21 protein-coding genes and 8 pseudogenes are annotated in these 22285 nt (G+C 57.3%); 18 read left to right on the plus strand and 11 right to left on the minus strand.

Translation table 11 applies throughout. The features are described 5' to 3' along the window. Positions 1 to 212 precede the first annotated feature (212 nt). Together QFZ91_RS27550 and QFZ91_RS27555 are read left to right on the plus strand one after the other, a co-directional pair. Complete coding sequence (locus tag QFZ91_RS27550) at positions 213 to 1058, plus strand: sterol desaturase family protein (protein ID WP_176369629.1); 846 nt, start codon at positions 213 to 215, stop codon at positions 1056 to 1058. 517 nt (positions 1059 to 1575) lie between these two features. After that, a complete protein-coding gene (locus QFZ91_RS27555) occupies positions 1576 to 2898 on the plus strand; it encodes an IS5 family transposase (protein WP_429522490.1) in 1323 nt (440 codons plus the stop codon). A 246-nt stretch (positions 2899 to 3144) separates the two neighbouring features. Here QFZ91_RS27555 and QFZ91_RS27560 read toward each other — a convergent pair whose 3' ends face one another. The 3 genes and pseudogenes from QFZ91_RS27560 to QFZ91_RS27570 form a co-directional block, all read right to left on the minus strand. Further along, positions 3145 to 3957 carry an IS5 family transposase gene (locus QFZ91_RS27560; RefSeq protein ID WP_429569047.1) on the minus strand — a complete coding sequence of 271 codons (813 nt, stop codon included), beginning with the start codon at positions 3955 to 3957 and terminating at the stop codon, positions 3145 to 3147. A gap of 41 nt (positions 3958 to 3998) precedes the next feature. Then, positions 3999 to 4136 (minus strand): annotated as a pseudogene (locus QFZ91_RS27565) (PDDEXK nuclease domain-containing protein); the annotation flags it as partial. A gap of 419 nt (positions 4137 to 4555) precedes the next feature. Then, entirely contained in the window at positions 4556 to 4804 is a 249-nt protein-coding gene (locus tag QFZ91_RS27570; RefSeq protein WP_176369628.1) for a hypothetical protein, read from the minus strand. Between the two features lie 515 nt (positions 4805 to 5319). Between QFZ91_RS27570 and QFZ91_RS27575 the strand changes: the two genes are divergently transcribed. From QFZ91_RS27575 to QFZ91_RS27610, 8 genes and pseudogenes are all read left to right on the plus strand, one after another. After that, positions 5320 to 5541, plus strand: coding sequence for a hypothetical protein (locus QFZ91_RS27575; protein WP_429569048.1), 222 nt, complete (start codon positions 5320 to 5322; stop codon positions 5539 to 5541). Between the two features lie 134 nt (positions 5542 to 5675). Continuing rightward, positions 5676 to 5825, plus strand: coding sequence for a hypothetical protein (locus QFZ91_RS27580; protein ID WP_429569049.1), 150 nt, complete (start codon positions 5676 to 5678; stop codon positions 5823 to 5825). A gap of 2 nt (positions 5826 to 5827) precedes the next feature. Next, positions 5828 to 6130: an IS66 family insertion sequence element accessory protein TnpB gene (gene tnpB / locus QFZ91_RS27585; protein ID WP_429569050.1), complete on the plus strand. Its 303-nt coding sequence runs from the start codon at positions 5828 to 5830 to the stop codon at positions 6128 to 6130. Between the two features lie 54 nt (positions 6131 to 6184). Beyond that, positions 6185 to 7629 (plus strand): annotated as a pseudogene (gene tnpC / locus QFZ91_RS27590) (IS66 family transposase); the annotation flags it as partial. A gap of 24 nt (positions 7630 to 7653) precedes the next feature. Beyond that, positions 7654 to 7764 carry a transposase domain-containing protein gene (locus QFZ91_RS27595; RefSeq protein WP_309235216.1) on the plus strand — a complete coding sequence of 37 codons (111 nt, stop codon included), beginning with the start codon at positions 7654 to 7656 and terminating at the stop codon, positions 7762 to 7764. 117 nt (positions 7765 to 7881) lie between these two features. Then, positions 7882 to 8370, plus strand: a complete 489-nt coding sequence (tnpA, locus tag QFZ91_RS27600) for an IS66-like element accessory protein TnpA (protein ID WP_429537781.1) — start codon at positions 7882 to 7884, stop codon at positions 8368 to 8370. Beyond that, complete coding sequence (gene tnpB / locus QFZ91_RS27605; RefSeq protein WP_429569051.1) at positions 8370 to 8723, plus strand: IS66 family insertion sequence element accessory protein TnpB; 354 nt, start codon at positions 8370 to 8372, stop codon at positions 8721 to 8723. Before tnpA ends, tnpB (QFZ91_RS27605) begins: the two co-directional genes overlap by 1 nt. A gap of 90 nt (positions 8724 to 8813) precedes the next feature. Further along, positions 8814 to 9327, plus strand: a pseudogene (locus tag QFZ91_RS27610) (IS66 family transposase zinc-finger binding domain-containing protein); the annotation flags it as partial. Between the two features lie 278 nt (positions 9328 to 9605). On the opposite strand, the gene QFZ91_RS27615 reads toward QFZ91_RS27610, so the two are convergent. The 3 genes and pseudogenes from QFZ91_RS27615 to QFZ91_RS27625 form a co-directional block, all read right to left on the minus strand. Beyond that, positions 9606 to 10205 (minus strand): non-canonical purine NTP pyrophosphatase, encoded by a 600-nt coding sequence (locus QFZ91_RS27615; RefSeq protein WP_429569052.1) that lies wholly within the window; start codon positions 10203 to 10205, stop codon positions 9606 to 9608. Beyond that, a complete protein-coding gene (locus QFZ91_RS27620) occupies positions 10202 to 11248 on the minus strand; it encodes an adenosine deaminase family protein (protein ID WP_429537780.1) in 1047 nt (348 codons plus the stop codon). The genes QFZ91_RS27615 and QFZ91_RS27620 overlap by 4 nt, the downstream gene beginning before the upstream one ends. 215 nt (positions 11249 to 11463) lie before the next feature. Then, positions 11464 to 11739, minus strand: a pseudogene (locus QFZ91_RS27625) (DDE-type integrase/transposase/recombinase); the annotation flags it as partial. 71 nt (positions 11740 to 11810) lie between these two features. Here QFZ91_RS27625 and QFZ91_RS27630 point away from each other — a divergent pair. From QFZ91_RS27630 to QFZ91_RS27650, 5 genes and pseudogenes are all read left to right on the plus strand, one after another. Beyond that, the gene (locus QFZ91_RS27630) at positions 11811 to 12359 is read left to right on the plus strand and encodes a transposase (RefSeq protein WP_429569053.1); all 549 of its coding nucleotides are present in this window, start codon (positions 11811 to 11813) and stop codon (positions 12357 to 12359) included. After that, the gene (locus QFZ91_RS27635) at positions 12356 to 12805 is read left to right on the plus strand and encodes a transposase (protein WP_429569054.1); all 450 of its coding nucleotides are present in this window, start codon (positions 12356 to 12358) and stop codon (positions 12803 to 12805) included. Before QFZ91_RS27630 ends, QFZ91_RS27635 begins: the two co-directional genes overlap by 4 nt. 35 nt (positions 12806 to 12840) lie before the next feature. Beyond that, a pseudogene (locus QFZ91_RS27640) lies at positions 12841 to 13126 on the plus strand (DDE-type integrase/transposase/recombinase); the annotation flags it as partial. Positions 13127 to 13901: 775 nt separating this feature from the next. Continuing rightward, on the plus strand, positions 13902 to 15251 hold the full coding sequence (locus tag QFZ91_RS27645) for a clostripain-related cysteine peptidase (RefSeq protein WP_429569055.1): 1350 nt from the start codon (positions 13902 to 13904) through the stop codon (positions 15249 to 15251). A gap of 58 nt (positions 15252 to 15309) precedes the next feature. Next, positions 15310 to 15531 (plus strand): annotated as a pseudogene (locus QFZ91_RS27650) (transposase); the annotation flags it as partial. 392 nt (positions 15532 to 15923) lie between these two features. On the opposite strand, the pseudogene QFZ91_RS27655 reads toward QFZ91_RS27650, so the two are convergent. Continuing rightward, positions 15924 to 16231 (minus strand): annotated as a pseudogene (locus tag QFZ91_RS27655) (helix-turn-helix domain-containing protein); the annotation flags it as partial. 51 nt (positions 16232 to 16282) lie between these two features. On the opposite strand from QFZ91_RS27655, the gene QFZ91_RS27660 reads away from it, so the two are divergent. The 3 genes from QFZ91_RS27660 to QFZ91_RS27670 are packed head-to-tail and all read left to right on the plus strand — an operon-like array spanning position 16283 to position 19737. Further along, positions 16283 to 17635 carry an STM4012 family radical SAM protein gene (locus tag QFZ91_RS27660; RefSeq protein WP_429569056.1) on the plus strand — a complete coding sequence of 451 codons (1353 nt, stop codon included), beginning with the start codon at positions 16283 to 16285 and terminating at the stop codon, positions 17633 to 17635. After that, entirely contained in the window at positions 17632 to 18570 is a 939-nt protein-coding gene (locus QFZ91_RS27665; protein WP_429569057.1) for a class I SAM-dependent methyltransferase, read from the plus strand. Before QFZ91_RS27660 ends, QFZ91_RS27665 begins: the two co-directional genes overlap by 4 nt. A 60-nt stretch (positions 18571 to 18630) precedes the next feature. Then, the gene (locus QFZ91_RS27670) at positions 18631 to 19737 is read left to right on the plus strand and encodes an IS5 family transposase (protein WP_429522659.1); all 1107 of its coding nucleotides are present in this window, start codon (positions 18631 to 18633) and stop codon (positions 19735 to 19737) included. Between the two features lie 261 nt (positions 19738 to 19998). On the opposite strand, the gene QFZ91_RS27675 is transcribed toward QFZ91_RS27670, so the two are convergent. The 4 genes and pseudogenes from QFZ91_RS27675 to istB all read right to left on the minus strand — a co-directional run bounded on the left by QFZ91_RS27675 (position 19999) and on the right by istB (position 22282). Continuing rightward, complete coding sequence (locus QFZ91_RS27675; protein WP_429537747.1) at positions 19999 to 20268, minus strand: IS4 family transposase; 270 nt, start codon at positions 20266 to 20268, stop codon at positions 19999 to 20001. A 23-nt stretch (positions 20269 to 20291) separates the two neighbouring features. Then, complete coding sequence (locus QFZ91_RS27680; protein ID WP_429569058.1) at positions 20292 to 21185, minus strand: IS4 family transposase; 894 nt, start codon at positions 21183 to 21185, stop codon at positions 20292 to 20294. Then, complete coding sequence (locus QFZ91_RS27685; protein WP_429569160.1) at positions 21091 to 21465, minus strand: IS4/Tn5 family transposase DNA-binding protein; 375 nt, start codon at positions 21463 to 21465, stop codon at positions 21091 to 21093. Before QFZ91_RS27685 ends, QFZ91_RS27680 begins: the two co-directional genes overlap by 95 nt. Before the next feature lie 27 nt (positions 21466 to 21492). Then, a pseudogene (istB, locus tag QFZ91_RS27690) lies at positions 21493 to 22282 on the minus strand (IS21-like element helper ATPase IstB). Positions 22283 to 22285 lie beyond the last annotated feature (3 nt).

The following is a 22285-nucleotide window of genomic DNA, read 5'->3' on the forward strand; positions in this document are numbered from 1 at the left end:
GTCGTCACGGTTAATTTAGCTTGGGAGAGACACCTATCTGGGTTGTCGGATAGAGATGCACTATCTTCCCGAATGATTGACCTGATTTATCGTACCGTGCTGGCAATCGATAGCCTTTCGCCCTGTAACCGCCTAACGAAGACGACACAGGGTTTATATCTTGCGTGCCGACAAAAGGGCAGCGTATTTGGCCTGTTCGACGGAGCAAATCAATGCATGTTCTCGATGTCAATCAAATGACCGACTTTCTTTTGAATTCGTTTAAGTTGGTTTCGATCTTCGCGACCGTGTGCAGCGCGCTCGAGCTATTCTTTCCGGCTCATCGATACAGCTTCGCATCGTACCTTCGCGGCGCACGGAACTGGGCGATTCGGATTGGATGCGGCGCGCTAATCTGGCACTTGTACGCTGTGGGCTTGCAATGGTTAGGCGTCAAGCCGCTCCTGACGGTCAATATTTCAACAGTGCTTCACTCTGACAACGCAGTTATCAAGACGGCTTTCGCCATCCTTTCAGGCGTTTTGGTCGCAATTGCCGGTGACTTCTTTTACTACTGGATGCATCGTGCACAGCACGCCGTGCCATTCCTCTGGCGCTTGCACGCTACACATCACTCGATTCGCGAACTGACAGCGTGGAATTGCAATCATCACATTTCCGAGCCGGTTATCTACGCCTTGTTTGTAGCATTACCGCTCGCGCTGATCCACTTCGAGTCTGGCGTGGTGCCGGCTGCTGCCATGACCCTCATTACCTTTCAGGCGCACCTCTCACACTCCAGCACGCGCATCAACCTTGGGCCTCTGCGATATATCATCGGAGACGGTCAGTTCCACCGAATTCATCACTCAACTCAGCCGCATCACCGGCACCGGAACTACGGGTTCTTTACGACCATCTGGGACACGATCTTCAGCACGGCATACTGGCCGAAACGGGACGAATGGCCCGAAGTGGGCCTTCGCAATCAACCCGAGCCCCTCACCGTGCGCGACTACTTTATGTTTCCGTTTGATCGACGTCGCTGGTCTGCGGCTAAGATCGCAAACGATGTATAAGAACGTCGACATTAGAGATCGAGCGCAGTGGGAAGGTCATGCTCGAACTCGGTTTGACGAGGTCAGGAACCAGAAAAACACCAAATCATCTCGAAGAACAAGCCAAAGATCGGTGAAGCCGCTGAATTCGCTCGTGCCTACCACACTTTACATAGTCCTTATACTTATGTGCGGTAAAGACACGCGTCGGTTTCGATCAGTAGAAGAACCTCCGAACCTCAGTGTCTGCGTGTACATCGTCTTCCGGACAAGCAGTTTCTGATGGACGATATCGGCATAGCCGAGAGCCTCATAGAGACGATGAATAGCGACTGTGCAGCGTTCATGTGCAAGGCAGATGCAGCGACCATTGTTTGAAATCTGACCGTCGCACTTGAGTGTTGCTTCGATAAATAGTCGAGCCTGATCAATTCGGAGAGCCTTGCGTGGCAGAGCTTTGAGGCCGAATTGGTGTTGTGAGATTTGCAGGATCCTGGCACATTAACGTGAGAATCCTGCATTTTTCGACGAGGTGCGAATGGGTCCGAAGACGCCTGTGACGGAGGGAGATTTTTTCCGCCAGCCGCTGCGCGAACAGATCAACCTGAAGCATCCGTTGATACGTTTGGCCGACCTGATCAACTGGGAGCGACTGGGCGCATCAATGAGCGAAAGCTTTGTATCGCGCAAGGGACGACCGGCGACATCGCCGAGGCTGATCGCCGGGTTGCTGTATTTGCAGCACGCGTTCGACCTGTCCGACGAAGAGGTCGTCTGGCAATGGGTAGAGAACCCGTACTGGCAGGTGTTCACCGGCGAGACCTACTTGCAGACCGAACCTCCGATCGACCCATCGAGCCTGACGCGTTGGCGCAAGCGAATGGGCGAAGCCGGCGTTGAAGAGTTGCTGGCCGAAACGATCGAAGCAGCAAAACGCGCTGGCGTGATCAAGGCTTCGAGCGTCAAGCGCGTGATTGTTGATACGACCGTCATGGAGAAGGCGATCGCCCACCCAACCGATTCGCGCCTGCTCGAACGGTGTCGCGAACATCTGGTGAAAGCCGCGGCACGGCACGGTCTGAAACTGAGGCAGAACTACAACCGCGAGGCGCCGCATCTGGCGCTGCAGATTGGCCGCTACGCTCACGCGAAACAGTACAAACGCATGAGGAAAGCGCTGCGCACGCTGCGCTCGCGCGTTGGACGGGTGATGCGCGATGTGGAGCGGCAGGTCAACCAGGTGGCCGACCTAGGCTGCGCTGAATTAACGGAACTGATCGCCCGCACGAGACGCATTCTGGCGCAGAAGCCGAAGGACAAGAACAAGCTTTATGCGCTGCATGCACCGGAAGTCGAGTGCCTGGCCAAGGGCAAGGCGCGCAAGCCGTACGAGTTCGGGGTGAAAGTTTCGATCGCGACGACCCACAAGGAAGGACTGGTGGTTGGCATGCGCTCGATGCCAGGCAATCCGTACGACGGGCACACCCTGGCTGAAGCGCTGGAGCAGGCGGCAATCCTGTGCGACGCCACGCCGGAGGTCGCCATCGTCGACCGTGGCTACAAGGGTGTCGCCGTCGATGGTGTGAAGATCTACCACCCGGGCTTGCGGCGGGGCATTACACGCGGACTACGCGCGATGATCAGACGGCGCAGCGCAATCGAGCCAGCAATCGGTCACATGAAGACAGACGGAAAACTCGATCGCAACTGGCTCAAGGGTGCGCTCGGCGACGCGATGCACGCGGTGATGTGCGGCGCAGGACACAATCTACGGATGATCCTCAGGAAGCTGCGGCTTCTTTGCGCCTTCATTCTGACCGCCTTGTTCAACCACCGACTTGCTCGGCTTCAATCCCCGTAACTACGGTGCTCGGCAAAACGAATTGTTCAGGACGGACTAAATACCCACGTAACGCACTAAAATTACAATTTATCAACCTTAGTGTGAGCTGGCGTTTGGACGTAAAAGGGAGCACGAATAGGTCGTTGCTCATTGCGAGCTTTCTCATGTTTGAGTAACCAGCGAAGATAGAGCTCCATGTGGCTTTTCTATTCTGCCTTGAAAGCATCAATCTTTAAGCAACCGCCACGAAGCGTTTAGAGCGTGTTAGGAACTTTGAAGTACTGGCACGGCGTGGACAAGCATGAGCATTGCGAAGACGACGAAATGAAGCCCAGCGAGAGTTTCGGGAAGCCGTTCATAGTCACGTGCGAGACGCCGGAAACGGTTGAGCCAGCCAAAGCTGCGCTCGACCACCCACCGGCGGGGGAGCAGAACGAAACCCTTTTTCGTTTCTTCGAGTTTGATCACCTGAAGGTCAATGCCCTCGTCGAATGCAGCCTGCGCTGGCTCCTTGCCCGTGTATCCCTGATCGGCAAATGCCACCTTGACCGTTCGTCCCGTTACCTGCTGGACCTGCCGCGCAAGCTCCGCTACCTGTGCGCGCTCCTGTTCATTGGCGGGGGTCACGTGCACCGCCAGCAACTGTCCCAACGTGTCCACTGCAATATGTACCTTGCTACCGCGCTGCCGCTTATAACCGTCATAGCCCGCACGCGGGCCGCTCTCGCAGGTCGACTGTATCGTGCGGCCATCGAGGATGACCGCGCTGGGCTGTCCCCGACGGCCCTGTGCCACGCGTATCACCGAGCGCAGGTCGCTCACCATGCTCTCAAAGCAGCCAGCCTGCAGCCAGCGTTGAGTCTGCTGATACACCAGCTCCCACGGCGGGAAATCATTGGGCAGCATCCTCGACGGCGCGCCGGCACGAGCCATCCAGCGCAATGCATCAAACATGTCGCGCAGTTCGTATTTGCGCTGGGGCGCGTCAACGTCCATCAGCGTCAGATACGGCGCGGCAAAACTCCATTCCTCATCCGACACATCTGTCGGATACCCTTTGCGGTCGGTTCTTTTCATCCCGCCAGGATACCAGGTCTCAGTCGAAGTTCCTAACACGCTCTAAGCGTCCGGTTACAGAACAGCAAGTCGAGATAAAGGTCATCATCATCGATCTGGAGTCGCTTCTGCCGGGCGAAGAAGGTAAAGCCATCTCTTAGTTCGAGGAGTAACTCTTCCATTCCCCGAAGGACTGCATCTCATTCATGACGAAGCACTGCGACTTAGAAGTCATCTTCCCTACCCCGTCCGCAGCTGCACTCGCCGAATTTCGCTAGTGCCTTCTCCTATCGGAGCGACGCATGCGAAGGCGTCGGTATGCCACGGCAGTTCGGCCATCGGCACGGCGGAGGGAAAACAGGCAACCGAGGCCACGGATTGGATCTCCGAAGACCCGCAACGCTTCGCCGCCAGCTGAGTCGGATGGTGCCACATGGTTAGGTGCATGTACCAAGGGAAAGGCAGCAATAAATTGATACTAAAGATTATATTGTTTGCGAGCATTTCTGGATTTTAGTGGTGGGCGCACGCGATATGGGGGCTCAACGAACCTTGGTGTGCCGGCACGGGATTGATTCACTCTAGCCAGACCAAAGGCAGAGACGGCCTAATGATTTTGTCAAGCAAGCGGCAGCCGTTCGGGCATTGGATTCCTGTTGTGGAGTATTGCCGACAGTACTTTCACACGCCTCCTGGCAAGAGCAATGATGATCTGATGATGGCGCTTCGCTTTTTTACGTTTGAAGGCAGCGCTCTTGGGACAGCGCATGGATGCAAATGCCGACTGATAGAAGATCCGCTTCAAACGCTTGTCGCCCTTCTGGGGCCGTTTAAGCCAACTGGATTTGCCCGTGGGGCCCCAGAACATTGCTACTCCCCGATGTGCCGAATGAATTCCCATAGTCGGGTGGGCGTTCGACACGTCTGCGCCTGCGTCCTCGTGCTGCGCGATAAGAGACGGAAACGTGACAAAGTGTCGTCAGCCACCGTATATTCGCGAACGGCCGCTAACCTGCATGCGGGAAAAAGAGCCTGCTGCAAGCAGAGGAACCAGGTATTGTCTGAGGCGCAGCGAGATACGCGCGATAGCCACCGTTCCGTCAAGCCGGATCTTTGGTATTTGAGATGGCCCGTGAAATCACTGAATGACAGCACGAGACTGCACTAGACGGCATTGAGGTACCGCGTGATCGCGGTGAGCCGCCGATTTTCCAGACACTGTCTGGAAAATCTCTCCCTCGGGCGAGGCGAGATGGAAGTCGCGCATGCTAGCCAGATTGGCCCGGCCGATCTCGCGGCCAAAGCGGCGTGTTAAGTCTTCGGCGAGGTATGCGATGATCACTTGCCTCTAGCCAGCGCGCGCCCAGCGGAGAATCGTTCGGCATGGATTTAGCTGTCAAGGCTCCTATATCGGCGAACGCGTTGCCATCCCCTATGATCGCCACAAGCGCAAACACAGTGCAAGTCGCCGACCTGAAGAGCGAGATCGCCAATCTGCTACGTAAATGGATCACAAAATACCTGCTGGAGCGGGAGAAAGGCATCTCGCCTGCACCACAGGAGCCTGTGCTGAGCATCACGAGACGGCGCCTGCGGCAGCAGTGATCGATGGCGTGGCCATCGACCTTCTGGGTCCGTGCAAGGCCGCATCACCCACGAAAACGTCATCTGCATTCGTCCCCGTCGTTTCGGTGCCGCCGGCGTTGCTCCCCGAAGGAAGCGCCTTGGCGAGAGCGCCTATGCCCTCATCGCCGTCCATGGCGCTTGCGCTGCACGTGCGTCTGCCGAACGGCGTCGAGTTTGATATCGCGGACGCGACCATCGACGAACTGGCCACCGTGGTCCAGATGCTTGGGAGAATGCCGTGTTCCGGTTCGACGCGAATCTGAAGGTGTACCTGCACCGCGATGCCGTCGATTTCCGGTACGGCATGAACAGCCTGTCGATTCTCGTTGAGCAGTCGATGCGCCTGAACCCGATGGACTCCTCGCTTTACGTGTTTGGAAACCGTCGCCGCGACCGGGTCAAGATCCTCGGCTGGGATGGCAGCGGCTTCTGGCTCCTGACGAAACGCCTCGAGACCGATAGGTTCATATGGCCCGACCGGAAAGCCGAGATCGTGACGATGACGCCTGATCTGTTACATGCGCTGCTTGAGGGCGATGACATCAGCACGATCCAGCGACATCCGTAGCGCGAGTATCTGCGCGTGAGCTGAACGCGTCATCGGGGTGCCGGTCTAATCCGCATGCCGGGCCAGGTCACGATCACCGCCGACGAACTGAAAGAGCTGCTCGCTGAGCGCGATGCCGCCCGTGCGTTGCGCGAAGAACAGGAGGCGCTACGCGGCGCCCTGCGGCTCGTGACAGCGGAACGCGATCTGGCCGAGGAACGGCTGCGTGCTTACCGTCGTGAACTGTTCGGCGCGAAAAGTGAAGCACGGGATTCCAATCAACCCGGGCTGTTCAACGAAGCCGAAGCACTTGGCGCGAACAGCGCGCCCGCCCTGGAAGACACTCCGGAAACGACGGTTGCCGCGCACACGCGCAAGCGGCGTGGTCACCGCAAACCGCTCGATCCCAAGCTGCCGCGTGAGGTCGTGCGCCACGAACTGCCTGAAGCCGAACGCTTCTGTACGAACGACGGCCACGCGCTCGTCGAGATCGGCGTTGAGATCAGCGAGCAGCTCGATGTAATTCCGGAGCAGCTTCGCGTGCTCCAGCACCGGCGCGTCAAATATGCGTGTCCATGCTGCGATCTCGGCATCAAGGTCACGCCAGCGCCGCCGCGTATCATCCCGCGTGGGCTGCTGAGTGAATCAGCGCTTGCGTGGATCGCCACCGGCAAGTATCAGTTCGGGATGCCACTGTACCGTCAGGCCGGACTGCTACGTCGTTTCGGCGGTGACATCTCGTCCAACACGATCGCCGCAAGCATGGTACGCGTCGGTCTGGCGACCCAGCCGGTGATCAACCTGATGCGTGATGCGCTGCTCGACGCGGATCTGGTCTACTGCGACGAGACGACATTCCAGGTCCTGAAGGAGAAGGGGCGAAAGCCTCAAACGAAGAGCTACCTCTGGTCGCAGATGACCGATTCAGGACATCCGGTCCGCTGCTTCACGTACATGCCGGGACGCGGCGCTCACTGGCCGACAAACTGTTCACGGGCATCCGCAAGGGCGCGGTCCTGATGACCGATGGCTATGAGCCCTATAACAGCATCGCCGACCGATACCAGCTCGTGCATCTTGGATGCTGGGTTCACTGCCGACGCTACTTCGTCAAGGCAGAAGACAATGTGCCCAAGGCAGCGCGCTCGCCCGACCTGCTGGCCACACGCTTCATCAAGCTGATCGGAAGGTTGTTCGTCGCCGAGGCACGCAGCGCGAAATGGGAAGCCAACCGGCGACAGCGATTGCGACGGCGATACAGTGCACGAGTGCTCGACGCCATCCGCAGTCTCATGCTCAAGCAATCCCCCGGCGTCGTGCCCCACAGCCTGCTCGGAAAGGCGCTAACTTATCTGCGCGAGCAATGGCCCAAGCTGATCCTCTACGTTGAGAACGGCAACTGGCCCATATCGAACAACGACTGTGAGAATTCGATCCGCCCGTTTGTAATTGGGCGCCGCGGCTGGCTGTTCTCGGACACGGTTGATGGCGCGACTGCGAGCGCCAATCTTTACTCTCTGGTCGAAACCTGCAAAGCCTCTCGAATCGACCCGTACCGCTACCTCCACTGGCTGTTCAGGCACATCCCTCTGGCGACCAGTGTCGACGACTACGACGCGCTTATGCCCTGGAAAATGCCTGCTTCCCTGCACTGAGCACACGCCACGCCTCTCGGCGATTCATGGCCCTCAACTCCACTCGCAGAGGGACGTCGATAATAGATCGCTTACGATCAAGCTTGCGTCCGCAATCACTCAACTTGCGGACGCAACATGACTTCAGACGAACTCGATTTTCTCCCTCTCAAAGTCACGCACATCGACGAAGGCGGTAGGCGCTGCTTCGATCCCGACGGGAAACGACGGCTGATCGAGGCGTGCGAGAAACCCGGTGCATCGGTGGCTGGCCTGGCGCTCAAGGCTGGCGTGAACGCCAACCAGCTGCGCAAGTGGATCATGCTGGAGCGCAGGCGGCTCATGCATATAGACTCGCGGAAGTCGAGCCGCACGGGCTCGGCGGAATTCGTACCCGTAGTGGAGGTAGCCGAACCGGATGCTGTGACGGCAAGCGCAAATCTGCGTTCGTCGCCTGCCGTGACGCCGGTGCTCAGGCCGCGCGAAGTCGTGCGAAGTTCGCCGCGCCCACCGTCACCGTCGCGCCTGGTGGCGCGACTTCCCAACGGGGTGAGTCTCGAATTTGAGTGCAGCGGGCAGGATCTGGCATTGATCACGACGATGATTGACGCGTTGAGAAGCCGGTGATGCTGCGCTTCGCCAACGACCTGCGCGTCTACCTGTATCGCGAACCGGTTGATTTCCGGTGTGGCATCAACACCCTTGCTGTTCTGGTCGAGGAATCGATGCGGCTGGACCCGCTTGCCGGCGCCCTCTACGCGGTCCGCAATCGTAAATGTGACAGGATCAAGCTCCTGCTGTACGAGCGCACTGGCTTCTGGCTGTTGCTGCGCCGGCTCGAGGAAGACCGTTTCGTGTGGCCGCGACGCGATGAGGAAGTGATCGAGCTGACAACGCAGAAGCTGCACTGGCTGTTGGACGGCATCGATATCGACGCGCTTCGCCATCATCCTGTCCGTCATTACGAGCACGCCGGTTAGCCCGGCACGTTGCAGGTCAGCAACGCGACAGGCGCCTTTTACGGATTGACGTAAACCTGTAGCGCGCCGCGCTCCGCTATCCTGTAGCGCATGACGAATGCACCCGACCTCAAGCGCGTACCCCATGCCGTCCAGGGCTACATACACGATCTCGAAGAACGCGTGGCCGGCGACACGAAGCCAGCCTGAGCGGAGCAAGGTCGGACGCAAGCCGTTGCCGGCGTACCTGAAGCGCGAACGCGTCGATTACGATCTGCCGGAAGACCAGCGAGGCTGCGCGTGCTGTGGCAATCCGATGCATCGCATCGGCGAGGATATCAGTGAACAGCTGCACGTCCAGGTCAAGTGGACGGTTCGCCAGAACGCGCGCGCAAAGTACGCATGCCGACACTGCGAGCGTCACGCCGAACATACACCGGTCGTGCTCGCCCCGATGCCAGTGCAGCCGATTCCGGGTAGCCATGCGGACGCCTCGGTGATCGCGACGGTGGCGACCGCGAAATACGTCGACGGCATGCCGCTGTACCGGATGCAGGCGGCACTTGCCCGCTGGCAGATTCCAGTGAGTCGGGGCACGCTCGCGCAATGGGTGATCCGTCCAACAAGCCATCCCATCGCAGAATTACGAACAATTTGTCGGTAATCCTGAGGGGAAACCCGGGGCGGTTCAATGTCCGTGTTGACTTATGCCATTTACGGACCATCCAGCTGCAGAGGGCCCTGAGCCCGCCCTTCTTCTTGTAGAACTCCGCAAGGGCCAAGTGAGTGCCATAGGTAGAGAAAATCTTCGGGTCATAGCCAAGCTCTTTCGCGATGTGCGCGATCAACGCGTCCCAATTCGGCAGACCAAGGTTGGCAGGCACCCGGCCCCCGCAAACAGCATCAGCTTGCCGGTGTGGTGGGCATCAAGCAGTTCGTCTTTCGTTTCGTGCCCTTCGCAGATTTGAGGTGGGCGGCAAACAGATCCAGTGCTTTGCGGCGCATGGAGATGTCGTCCTTGGCGGCCCCCATCTCCGCAAACGTCTGTGTGCTGCCATCCGGGACGAAGACACAGTCCCATTGGAAGTGAGTGGGACCGGCAGGTTTGCGAGGTACGGTTCCGTTGATCGCACCTTCGATTATATGGATCTCGCGCCCGTCGCAGTACCCAAGGATCGTTTTGGCAGTCACCTTGGCGTCGCCAAGCCCTGTAACGAGGTTGGCGAAGCGATCCGCTTGTAGCCTGTCCCAGAATATCTGCGTCAAACCTGCGGGAAGTCCATTGAGGCCGCTCAAGTACAAGCCTGTATGTTCGACGAACAACGGGCGACCGATGGACTGGAACGCCTTGGTCAGCTTGTCCCGCACCAAACTCTCGAAGTCTTCTGTCTGGAGCTCCTCGATTTTCCTCGACACCGGCACGATGTCCACGCGTGCGGGGGCAAGGATCCGCTGCACTTCGGTGATCTTGTGCTCGTTGCCCGACATAAATCGGATTTTCAAATTAGATCCTTCATGAATGAATAGCGTTTGGCTACTTCGTACTGCTGTCGCATGTCACCGATCGACAGGCCTTCGGCCATCGCGGCGGCTTGGTCATCCGCAAGGCCGCGCTGGTGGATTGCGGGGTTATCCGAGCAAATGACAAACGGCACGCCATATCGCCAGAACTGTTGAAGCGGGTGAGCCTCGTTCGCAGGAACTGCGCCAGTAAGCCGATTGCTGATCGGACACACCTCGACGCAGATATCCCTCGCGGAAAGAAGCTCCAGCACATCTGGATCTTTGCCAGCCGCTGTTCCGTGGCCAATTCGATCTGCGCCGAACAGTTCTACGGCAGACCGGACGTTCTCAACGCGGCCTGTTTCACCGGCGTGGATCGTGATCCCGAGATCGAACCTGTCTTTGGCCTCCCGAAAGAGTGAGGGCAACTCTTTCGGATATGCCGTTTCTTCATCGCCAGCAAGATCGAGCCCAATCACGTCCTTCGGCTCACCAAGGTCCTGGTAGGCCTGCAGGAGGGTGGATAGGTTGACCGCGCTGTAGTCGCCACGCGTCACCGTGAGAATCAGGCCGCGCCGGATACCGTGGCGCAGTGCAGCCACCCTGGTCGATTCGATAAGGCGCTCGAGCGCCTGTGCTGGCGAACACTTCTGAAGCTGTGCAAGGTACAGAACGCTGCTTCGGAGCTCGACGAAGCGCACGTTGTTTTCCGCCAGGCCCGCGACAACTGCAAAGGTGAGGCGATCGAGATTCTCGCGCTTCCTTGGAAAGAGCTGTAGAGCTTGCCACGGCGTTAGGTATTCGGCCAGCGACTGGCAGGGTGTCGCTCGAACTAGGTCTCGCTCAAACTCGAATCCGGCTGGCAACACGGTCGCTTCGTCTGCCAAGATCTCTCGAATCGTCGACGTTGGAATCGCGCCGTTCATGTGCATATGGAGTTCCCCCCGGCTATGCACGTCCGCGCCCTTTCCGTATTCGTGCGCTTCCTTGGCGTCGCGGGCATCGCCAAGCATCCCGGGTAGGTCAATCTGCCGTTGATCCAATCGTAGTTCCTGTATCTACTTATCGAGAGTCCTACTCGTTTCTGTGCGTTCTAGCGCGTTCCCATATTGTAATGCCTCCTCCGCAGAGACGCGTTAAGAACGTCCGGTCTGCCGTAGAACTGTTCGGCGCAGATCGAATTGCCCACGGAACAGCTCAACTGGTTCTGTCGCAGTAAGAGCGAGAGGTCGGCCAAGTCCGATATGATATGGATTCCTTATCCAGCCAGCAAATAGAATTGCTGTGCGGGAGTTTGACCAACGCCGCCATCGTTCAATTGCCCCTTGACGATCATGTGCATAACTTCGATGCCGCCCAACAGGATGCGGGCACAACGAAATTTCTCGAACCCAAGCATCGGTCGGGTCCGGCGCTTGATCGCCCGATGATCCTGTTCGATGATGTTATTCAGATACTTTTTCTGGCGGACCCTGATCGGCACCTCCCGCCGGGCGTTGATCGCCTGCAAGGCAGCCAGATTCGATCGGCTTTGTCCGGATGGGGGTATTGCAAAGATGCTGCGGGTTGTGTAAAAGCGCAACATCATGAAGCCAGCATTGAATAATGCCATATAAAGCCAGACTAAAGACGGGTGAACCGCGCAAGCGCAAGAAGCCGGGATACCGGGTGACGAACGCGCGGGTGGATAACCAGAGCCTGAGAAAGCGCAGCATGATCAGCCTGTATGTGCCGGGCGGCGATCTGAAGGCGCAGCTTATCAACGCAAAGATCCGTACGCCGGGCGTGTCGGGGCGTGAGCCGACCTACACCACGGCGTACATCGAGCTGATCTTTACCTTCTACCGGCTGTTCGGCTGGGGGATGCGGCAGATCACCGGCTATATGGAGGACTACTGGGAGACTCGCGGGCTGGACATCCTGGTGCCCAGCGCCAGTCAGCTGGCCGAACGGTTCGCTTCACTGGAGGTGAGCGTCACGCAGCGTTGCGAACAGCTGGCCCGGCGTCTCGGGCGCGGCGAGACGGTCAGTCTCATCGTCGACAGCACGGGATTGAGCTTTGGGCGGGCGAGCCAGTGGTACGAGGAAAAGTACGGCAGAAGGCCGCGCGCACGCCGTGGCGCAAGATGCATCTGTCGATCGACGCTGACATGAACGTACACGCGATCCGTACCACCACTACAGAAGTATCGGACCGCGAAGGAATGGACGCCGTGCTGCCCGCTGATGCGCCGATGGATCGGGTGATTGCCGATGGCGCGTACTACAGCATCGAGCGTACCGAAGCGCTTTCAGGCGCGGGCGTGACGCCCGTCATCCCACCGCCAGCTCACGCTGTCGTACGCGGCGAGGAGCGAACCCGCCGGCATGACCAGATCGTCAGATACATCGAGGACAAAGGCATCTATGCATTTCACAAGAAATACGGCTACGGTGTGCGCTCGCTGGTCGAGGCACAGATCTCGCGCATCAAGCGCTGCATCGGCGAGCGCCTGCTGACGCAGGAGCTTGCGTCGCAGGAAGGCGAAGGCGTAATCATCGCCAACCTGCTGAACCGGTGGAACGCCTTCGGCAAACCGGTTTGCGTCAAAAATGCATAGTCGCGTCCATGGCACGGGAACTCGTACCCATCCGGACAAAGCCCAGGAGTGGGGCGAATTTCGCTGCGCTTGAGGCTATCAACGCCGGGCGCGAGACGCCGATCAGGATTCGTCAGCCGAAGTATCTGAATAACATCGTCGAGCAGGACCACCGCGCGATCAAGCGCCGGACCCGCCCGATGCTCGGGTCCAAGAAATTTCGTTGCGCCCGCATTCTCCTGGGTGGCATCGAAATCATGCACCTAATCGTCAAGGGGCAATTGAACGATTGCGGCGTTGGTGCAAACTCCCGCACAGCAGTTCTATTCGCTGACTGTATAAGGAATCCATGCCATATCGGTCTTGGCCGACCTTTCGCTCTTACTGCGACAGAACCCGAGCTGGCGCCCTGTACCTTGCGACAAGGCCATCGTCCCCCTGCCACTGTAAATCCGAGACAGCCTGCCCATAGTCGCGCGACTTCGCGACAGTGTAGGCGTCCAGCCATGCGGTGATCTGTCGCATTTGTCGCAAATGCGACATTGAGAACATTGAAGCGGCCGCATCGGAAGACTCGCTGGAATACCGAACTGACGTGGGATTTACCACCTCACGCACACTTGGCACAAAAAGTGATAGTCAAGAGAGAAGCCTCTTTTGAATTTCGAGTGGGTGGATTTGGCCGGGTCAAGGGCGGGCGTAAGCCCGGCGGAGCGCGCCCTTGATGCGGTCAAATCCAGTCGCACGCTTGACGGCTCGGGGCCAGGCAAAGCCTTGCGGCGCCTAGCTCCCGAGCTCGTCCGGGCGGCAAGGACTTCCACGCCTTGGGGCGGGGTTAGGGGTGGGGAAATCCACGCCGAAGAGTCGAGTCTTCCGCTACCGCGCAAGGGGTGCCACCCACTCAAATTTCAAAAGAGCCAGAGAGAAATTAGTGGGTGTGCGGCAGCAGGCAGCGTAGTGCAAGGCATTGCACTACGCTACGGCCAGCTCGTTCAACGTAGCAATGGTTAGGGCTACAAAATGATAGCTTTATCGAAAGAAGAGGCGGGCGAAGGCCGTGCTGTGCACGGAGAGCTATCCCTCCCCGGCATGAAGCCGGGGTTGCCCGCGCCTTCTAATGAAAAAATTTTTAGTATCAATCGCCTCGTTTGTGTTGCTACTGTCGATGACGGTGACCTCAGCCGCTGCAGCCGTGGCTGCCCCCGCGCCGTTGCCAAAGTGGAGCGTGTTGATTTTCATGAACGGGAAGAACGATCTCGAACCGTTTGCTCTGCAAAACTGGAGGCAGATCGCGAACGCGGGAAGTACAGACGAGGTGGCCATTGCCGTCGAGTTCGGACGAATCGGCGATCCCGATGAACCCGGTAGCTGGGGCGGCGTGAAGCGCTTTTTTGTCGAGAAAGGCATGACTCCGGATGCGGCGAACGCAGTACAGGACCCAGCACAGCTAGTGCGGAATGCGGACATGGGCGACTTTGATGCATTTCGTGAATTCCTCGCATGGGGAAAGAAGTACCATCCTGCGAAGCACTATATGGTGGTTGTTTGGGATCACGGAGCGGGGTGGCGCGCGAACCGAAAGTCGTCGCCTCCGATGCGATCCGTGTCGTTCGATGAAGAAACTCAACACGCACTTTATAACGTCGACGTGTCAAATGCGATCCAGCAGGTATTTGGAGAAGAAACGATCGACGTCGCTGGCTTTGATGCTTGTCTAATGGCGAATCTAGAAAATGCATACGAGTTGCGCTCGCGAGCGAGTTATTTGGTTGGAAGCGAGGGAATGGAGCCGGGCGCGGGATGGGACTACGGGTTCCTCGGCGAACTCGTCGAAAATCCGGCAATGAGCGGGAGCGATTTGTCCAAATCGATTGCCGCACACTACGCAAATTACTATACCGCTAACCCGTCGGGCCACGTGACACTTTCCGCAATCGATCTTGGTAAGGTCGTCCAGATTGTCGAGAGGCTAGATCGAAGTGCCGCGTCGATCGAGGCCAACGCGCCGGTCGCATTCGTGCCAATGGCATCGCCGTTCGGTCGCGGCGCTGTGTCCTCATTGTCAGAGCCGTCGTTCGACAGTGCTGCGGCTGCGCGCGAATCGCGCGCACCTCTGCGCTACTACGGCGACGTGACCGTCGGCGCAGTCGATCTCTCCGCGTGGCTGGACGACCTTGTCGCGGGCAAATTGACCGATCCAATGACGGCGTCCTCCGCAAGCGGCGCGCGGACCGCTCTCCGGGCGGCTGTTCTCGTCAATTTTTACGCAGGCTGCTCGGCTAGCGCGACGGCTTGCGGTGACAATGGTCTATCGATCCTCTTTCCCAAGAGCGGTACGGACTACAAGTTGCTGGTCGATGCAAGCGGTTATGACAGGACGAATGTGTTCAAGCCAGTCGCGTTCGTCAAAGAGACAGGTTGGCCGAAGTTTCTTCACGGCGTGTTCGGTATTCCGCTGAAGCTCTAGGGCTGTTTACATTCGATGAAATGTGTTTACATTTTGTCTTTTGCGCGAGCAGGCCAAGATGATTCGAACGTTATTGAGCGATGAAGTATGGGCACGAATCGAATCCGTCTTGCCGGGCAAGGAAGGCGATCCAGGGCGCACGGCGACCGACAACCGTTGGTTTGTCGAAGCTGTCCTCTGGATCGGTCGGACCGGATGCTCCTGGCGCGATTTGCCGAAAGAGTTCGGCCGATGGCATACGGTGTACATGGGCTTTGTCCGGATGGGGGTATTGCAAAGATGGTGCGGGTTGTGTAGAAGCGCAACATCATGAAGCCAGCTTGAATAATGCCATATAAAGCCAGACTAAAGACGGGTGAACCGCGCAAGCGCAAGAAACCGGGGTACCGGGTGACAAACGCGCGGGCGTATAACCAGAGCCTGAGAAAGCGCGGCATGATCAGCCTGTATGAGCCGGGCGGCGATCTGAAGGCGCAGTTTATCAACGCAAAGATCCGTACGCCGGGCGTGTCGGGGCGTGAGCCGACCTACACCACGGCGTACATAGAGCTGATCTTTACCTTCTACCGGCTGTTCGGCTGGGGGATGCGGCAGATCACCGGCTATATGGAGGACTACTGGGAGAGCTTTGGGCGGGCGAGCCAGTGGTACGAGGAAAAGTACGGTCAGAAGGCCGCGCGCACGCCGTGGCGCAAGATGCATCTGTCGATCTCTCGCTTCAAGGCCCGCGAGGTCAGGTCGCGGCGCCCGGCCTGGATGTCTGCCGTAAAGGCCAGCCAGGCGCTCACTGGTGAAACGCGTTTGCCACGTTGTGATGAATCGCGAATCGCAGCAATTCGGCCATGATCGCCGCCCGCGAGGCTCCTTCGGAGAGCAGCAAGAAACCGCGCACGCCTTACCTGGCCAACCGCCATCGTGCGGCTGCGCTGCATCGACATCAGCTCTTCGCGCTCGGTTTCACTCAGATTCATTTTGCCCATGCACTATTAGATCAGTGCAATTTCATTGGTTCAATGGACTAGGAGAAAAGCATGCAGCAAATCGCGGATTCAATTCGACATTCTATAAGGAACAATCACTTAAAGTCGTATGTATATAGTTACCCTTCGAAAAGGTCGTATAAAAGTCTACATAATATCGGCATTGCGGAAATATGGCACACCGGTGATCGCGGGCCAGCTTCAATATATATCCATATACCATTTTGCAGATACAGGTGTACTTATTGTACATTATTTCTAACTACTCAGGGCACAGAGGACATAATACAAAATTATGTTGATAAAATATGTGAACAAATCAAATTTTATGCGAAATACACGGGAAGGAAGACAGTTGTATCTGTGTATTTTGGTGGCGGAACTGCGACTATTCTAAACGAAAAACAATTCGGACAGATTTTTTCATCGATTCAACATGGATTCCCGAATATTGCGTCCTCTGCTGAGCTATGTGTCGAAGGTTCTCCCGACTCGATGTCCGAAGAACTCCTCGATTTCTTGAAAAGCCAAGGCGTGAACCGAATCAGTATGGGTATCCAAACTATGGATTCCGCTGAACTGAAGGCCAGCGGTCGCCCATACCCGGTTTCGACAACAATCTCCGCGGTAGAAAATATCCGAAAGCGTTTCGAAAATTTCAATCTGGATCTGATCTACGGCCTTTCAGGTCAGACCTACGAAAGCTGGCAAAATTCGCTCCGCCACATCGTTTCATCAGGTCCACTTACTATCTCACTGTATCCTGCAATTAGCCGACCTCTCACAGCGATTTATAAGCAGCAGCGATTGCATCCGGAGCGATACATCGACGACCAGACCACGTATGCGATCTACGATAGCAATGTCGAGTTCATGCAAATGAATGGATACCGACAGGAGTCCTTCACTAGGTTCACCCGTCTGCCAGAAAATAGCAGCGCGTACGCCCAAGAGACTTCCGACTTTCTCGGCGTTCCGATGATCGGAATTGGAGCAGGCGCAAGAAGCTACAACGGAAAATACCACTACAGCTTCGACTACGCGGTCGACCTCAATGAGGTCGGCAAGGCCATTGAAGATTATTTGAGCCTCGAAATCACCGAACACAGCATGGTCAGATACGGGATTGTTCTTGATGCTTACGAAGAGCGCTTGAGATATTTCATCCTCAGCCTTACGCTGAACCAGCTTTCTCGGGCATACTATTCATCACAGTTTGGCCGGAGTCTGTATTCTGATTTTTTGGACGTAATTGATGCACTTGAGGCTGAGGGGTGCATCGAGCCACCCTCCAATGACAAGATTCGATTGACCAGGAAGGGTTACAAATACAGTAATTTGGTCGCGCACCATCTTTTCTCGAGCCATGTGAAAACCCTGGAAGAAAGGTATGTTCCACGATGAACAACAGTGAGCAATTTTGGGAGAAAGGTTATTCGGACGCGAAAGTTTGGACGATGGGCGGACCGAGTGTAGAGGTATTTGAAATTGAACAGTTTCTACCACGAAACTCGACTGTTATAGACATCGGCTGTGGCGAAGGCAGAAATGCGCTCTTTCTTGCCCTCAGGGGACACAAGGTGACCGCCTTGGAACTTTCCTCGAACGCCGTAAAGAAACTTCGTTCGATTGCTGACCGTTATTCATTGAACATCGATGTGATCGAGGAACGGATCGAGGATTTCGTACCGGATGAAAATTATGATCTAGTTATGGCGCACTCGTCGTTACATTTCGTGACGAAAGAGGTGTGGATTCCCTTGCTTCGGGAAATGAGGCTACGGACTAAGCCGGGCGGATTTCACAACTTCACATCGATTATTGGAATTCCTCGCTACCCAGTTCCGCACGAGTGCCGACATGCCAATTCGTTTGACCGAGGCGATCTCGACTCGCAATATGCGGACTGGCAGATTCTTCGTTCCGATTTCTACGCCAAGTGGGATTGCCATCCGGGTATTCCGACGCATGTGCATGCCGTTGAGAAGTTTCTCTCGAGAAAAGCAAACTCGGTCGAGCGGTTCACGTTGACGAAGGTCGATCTTTCGAACAGCGACAATCTTCCTTTAATCTTGTTCGACAGCATACCCCTTGGAGCCGATGTTACCGCAGTCAAGTCGATGGGTGTTCGTCCGAGACATGTCAATCGGATTGAAATGCCAGGGTGGAACATGACGTCTCCTATGGAGCTGACGGGCAACTATGTGGTTGAAGACTGGATTTTTGGGAAATACGGACTCCAATTCACACAGGGCATTTTGACGGGTAAATACGAGTATTTTACGTCACCAGTTTCGTTGCGGAACTCTAGCAGGCTGTTGAATTTGGGTCCCGTGTAAACGGGGTTTGAGGGACGGGCGTTATGGATATCGTGTTCATGATCTTTGGCAGCGGATGCGATGCGCGGAATGGATGAGATGCAGGAACCCCTGTTCACGACGGTCAAGCTCGAGGACTTCGTCCCGGCAGATCACCCGTTGCGACCGATCCGGTTGCTGGTGAATGACGCGTTGAAACGGCTCAACGGGCTGTTCAGCGTCATCTACGCGGACACCGGCCGTGCCTCGATTGCGCCTGAGAAGCTGATGCGGGCGCTGCTGTTGCAGGTGTTCTACTCGGTGCGCAGCGAGCGCATGCTGATGGAGCAGATGCGCTACAACCTGCTGTTCCGCTGGTTTGTCGGGCTGGCGATTGAGGACGCGGTGTGGGACCACTCGGTGTTCTCGAAGAACCGCGACCGGCTTCTGGAGCATGAAGTCGTGGAAGCGTTCTTCACCGAAGTCATGAGCCTGGCGGACAAGCGGGGCTTGCTGTCGAGAGAGCATTTCTCGGTGGACGGCACGCTGATTCAGGCGTGGGCCAGTCACAAGAGCTTCCGCCGCAAGGACGGCCCGGACGATGGTCCGCCAGCCGGCGGTGGCCGCAACGCCGACACTGACTGGAAAGGCGAGCGACGTAGCAATGCCACGCACGAGTCGACTACTGATCCGGAGGCGCGATTGTTCAAGAAGAGCCACAAGAGCCCGGCCATCCTGTGCTACCACGGGCACATCCTGATGGAGAATCGCTCGGGGCTGGTGGTCGGCGCCGTGGTGAGTCACGCAGATGGTTTCGCCGAGCGGGCCAGCGCATTGCAATTGCTCGATTGCGTGCCAGGCGCTCATGCGAAGACAGTTGGTGCCGACAAGGCGTATGACACCCGCGACTTCGTGAACGATTGCCGCGCTCGCAACGTGACACCGCATGTCGCGCGCAACGATGAGCGTTGGGGCGGCAGCGCAATCGATGGTCGCACTTCGCGGCATACGGGCTACCGGATTAGCCAGATCATCCGCAAACGAATCGAAGAGCATTTCGGCTGGGGTAAAACGGTCGGTCGGATCCGGCAGACGGTCTATCGCGGTATCAAGCGCGTCGACCAGCACTTCAAGCTGACGATGGTTGCGAGCAATCTGACCCGCATGGCCCGAATGCCAGGGGTGGTGCCGCAAGGAGCGGCGCGATGAGCCGTCACGGCGTGAAGACTGCGCGCCAGCGGGGCTGCATGCGTGCGCATGCCCCGCGCGGATCGCGCGGCAAACCGGTAATTCAGCGGGAAATTGCACGCGCAAGTCTCCTGAACGTAGCTTCGGTCGTCATGACGGGGCGCTTTTCAACAGCCTGTTAGACATCATGTATGGACCTGCCGCACCTCAAGGCACGCGGATTAACCTTGTGAACCGCCCCGGGGTTTTCCCTCAGGATTACCCACAAGTAATGCAGTCGTGCTATTCGTCCTGCCTGAATATTCGGTACATCATCGTAATTTCATGCAGAACAAGAAAGCCACGCCAGATGACGGTAGGCCCTGGAGGATGATCATGCTTTCGAGGAAGATAGCCGCCGAGTCTGGCGATCCACAAAATCATCTGCGCGAGTGAGGGCGGTTCATCGGGCATTTCTGTACTACCGTGCGTACGGCAGTAGAGGGCCTGCCACTCGATTGGCTGCAGCAATACTTCGCACGACAGGTTTCCATCAAGCCGTGCAAGCAGCATCGCGTACAGGATTCTCCAGCTTACTACGGCGAACAACGCGGTGGCGCGTACGAATTGTTCGACATTGCCAAATTGGCGGGTTTCAATGCGACAGCCGCTTTTAAGCACACGATGCCACGATTCAATTGTCCATCGACGTGCATACCATGCCAGACGCTCGAGGGCCGTGCTCGCGGATACGTAGGCACCGAGGTCAGCAATAGCCATTCCAATGGCTCGGCTCCTTCGTCTACGTTCGTTTCCAACGCATGAATTGCAAATACCTCAATTTCGGGAAGCTTCTCGCGACGACGATTTTGCGGCGGACGAAGGCGTACGGTCATGCATCGCACAACCAGCCGTGCGGTGCGCGCCTGTCGGTTTTCGCGCGCAGGCACCTGCAGTTGCGTTTCTCCAATCACTGGCAAGGCTAGCACGGTTTCCCACAAATATCGATCAGGGTGTGCAACGCGTCGATTCCACGACGCGCGCACCAGCCAGTCAACACCGGCAGGCCGCCGTGCCAGGAACACATCGTAGACATCGCCTTCGCGATCGCTCACGCCGATGACTTGCGTATGCGGACAGTGTGTCTTGAGTATGCCCAGCTGCTCGATACCTTCGAGCCATTTCGCGCTCTCTTCCTCTTGTACGCTTCGTTGTCCGCGCAGATGTTTCTTGCCCAACTCCTCCAGCCTACGTATCCACGTCTTCAGGCCGATCACGCTGAGTGGCAGCCCCTCAGGCGTGAGCGCAAGCAGACTGTGTATCAGCAAACCACGAACGTGTGGATCGGAGCCATATCCCAGACTTTCGGTCGCCCGCAAATGAGACAAATTGAACTCAGTGGTGTCCTGAACCGCAAGTACGATCGGCACCTGCTGCATGCGACAAAGCGTTTGGCCGATGTGCGCGCCCAGCACGCCATCGACATCCACCTGGGTTATCGAAAAACCGATAAGCCGCCTTCAGCTCAGAAGCTGTTAGCGCCGATGTAAAACTGACCCACCGAGGGTCAGAATTCAATCGGCGTTGACAAGAAGCATTGAACGATTGCGGAAAAGAGCAATGCGGACTCGTCGAAAGCCTACGCGCCAGCATCACGAGCCGTTTGGTCAGGCGAGCGTCGCCACGTTCGGCAGCACCAAACTCTTCACTTGTGTCACGGATCGGCGTAATTGAGCCGGGGATGATCGGCGTAATGAGGCCACCTGGAATGGCCCCGAAACGCGATTTCGAAGGGACTCAAGAATGCGTTTTTTTGCCTGATTTTGCAACCGCGTTTTCGCCGTTTTCGGGCATCGGTTTCGGCTTGCGGAAGCTCTCACCCTCAATGACGACACGGTAGGCGCCATGCCGTAGCCGATCGAGCGTGGCAGCACCGAGGATGCGGTTGTCGGGGAACGCGTCGCCCCATTCGCTGAAGTCGAGATTCGACGTCAGGATCGTCGCCGTGCGCTCATACCTGGCGGCGATCAGGTCATGGAAGTCTTCGTCGTGGGGTGCACGCAGGGGTTTGAGTGCGAAGTCATCGACGATCAGCACCGGAACGCGCACGAACTGCTGCAACTTGCGTTCATAGAGCTCAGTCGCCCGTGCTGCATGCAGCTTCTTGAGCAAATTCGGTTTGCGTGATGAACAGGACATCGCGGCCCTGGCGTGCGGCGCAGTGGCCCAAGGCCTGCGCGAGATGCGACTTGCCGACGCCGGTTTGGCCGACCATCAGGACGGAGACCTTCTCGTCGATGTAGCGGCCGGTGGCGAGATCATGGATGTGAGCGCGGTTGAGTTTGGGCACGCGGTCGAAGTCGAAGTTCTCGAGCGTCTTGCCCAGGGAGAAGCCAGCGCGGGCGAGCCGCACGCCGAGCTTCTTCTGCTCTCGCCGCGCGACCTCGTCGTGCAGAAGCGTGGCGAGGAACTCCGTGTAGGCAAGTTGCCCGTCGATGGCTTGACGGTTGCGTTGCTCGAGCGAGTCGAGGATCCCCGAGAGGCGCAACTGCTTGAGGATCGTGTTCAGTTCTGGACTGGGATGCATAGG

The organism is Paraburkholderia sp. JPY419 (genome assembly GCF_050435705.1).
Classification (GTDB): Bacteria; Pseudomonadota; Gammaproteobacteria; order Burkholderiales; family Burkholderiaceae; genus Paraburkholderia; species Paraburkholderia youngii.

What these genes read in the sequence shown, in the direction of transcription:
- QFZ91_RS27550 (WP_176369629.1), top strand. Translation starts at nt 213, where the DNA reads ATGCATGTTCTCGATGTCAATCAAATGACCGACTTTCTTTTGAATTCG.
- QFZ91_RS27555 (WP_429522490.1), top strand. Translation starts at nt 1,576, where the DNA reads ATGGGTCCGAAGACGCCTGTGACGGAGGGAGATTTTTTCCGCCAGCCG.
- QFZ91_RS27560 (WP_429569047.1), bottom strand. Translation starts at nt 3,957, where the DNA reads ATGAAAAGAACCGACCGCAAAGGGTATCCGACAGATGTGTCGGATGAG.
- QFZ91_RS27570 (WP_176369628.1), bottom strand. Translation starts at nt 4,804, where the DNA reads ATGTTCTGGGGCCCCACGGGCAAATCCAGTTGGCTTAAACGGCCCCAG.
- QFZ91_RS27575 (WP_429569048.1), top strand. Translation starts at nt 5,320, where the DNA reads ATGGATTTAGCTGTCAAGGCTCCTATATCGGCGAACGCGTTGCCATCC.
- QFZ91_RS27580 (WP_429569049.1), top strand. Translation starts at nt 5,676, where the DNA reads ATGCCCTCATCGCCGTCCATGGCGCTTGCGCTGCACGTGCGTCTGCCG.
- tnpA (WP_429537781.1), top strand. Translation starts at nt 7,882, where the DNA reads ATGACTTCAGACGAACTCGATTTTCTCCCTCTCAAAGTCACGCACATC.
- tnpB (WP_429569051.1), top strand. Translation starts at nt 8,370, where the DNA reads ATGCTGCGCTTCGCCAACGACCTGCGCGTCTACCTGTATCGCGAACCG.
- QFZ91_RS27630 (WP_429569053.1), top strand. Translation starts at nt 11,811, where the DNA reads ATGCCATATAAAGCCAGACTAAAGACGGGTGAACCGCGCAAGCGCAAG.
- QFZ91_RS27635 (WP_429569054.1), top strand. Translation starts at nt 12,356, where the DNA reads ATGAACGTACACGCGATCCGTACCACCACTACAGAAGTATCGGACCGC.
- QFZ91_RS27645 (WP_429569055.1), top strand. Translation starts at nt 13,902, where the DNA reads ATGAAAAAATTTTTAGTATCAATCGCCTCGTTTGTGTTGCTACTGTCG.
- QFZ91_RS27660 (WP_429569056.1), top strand. Translation starts at nt 16,283, where the DNA reads ATGCAGCAAATCGCGGATTCAATTCGACATTCTATAAGGAACAATCAC.
- QFZ91_RS27665 (WP_429569057.1), top strand. Translation starts at nt 17,632, where the DNA reads ATGAACAACAGTGAGCAATTTTGGGAGAAAGGTTATTCGGACGCGAAA.
- QFZ91_RS27670 (WP_429522659.1), top strand. Translation starts at nt 18,631, where the DNA reads ATGCGCGGAATGGATGAGATGCAGGAACCCCTGTTCACGACGGTCAAG.
- QFZ91_RS27675 (WP_429537747.1), bottom strand. Translation starts at nt 20,268, where the DNA reads ATGCTGCTTGCACGGCTTGATGGAAACCTGTCGTGCGAAGTATTGCTG.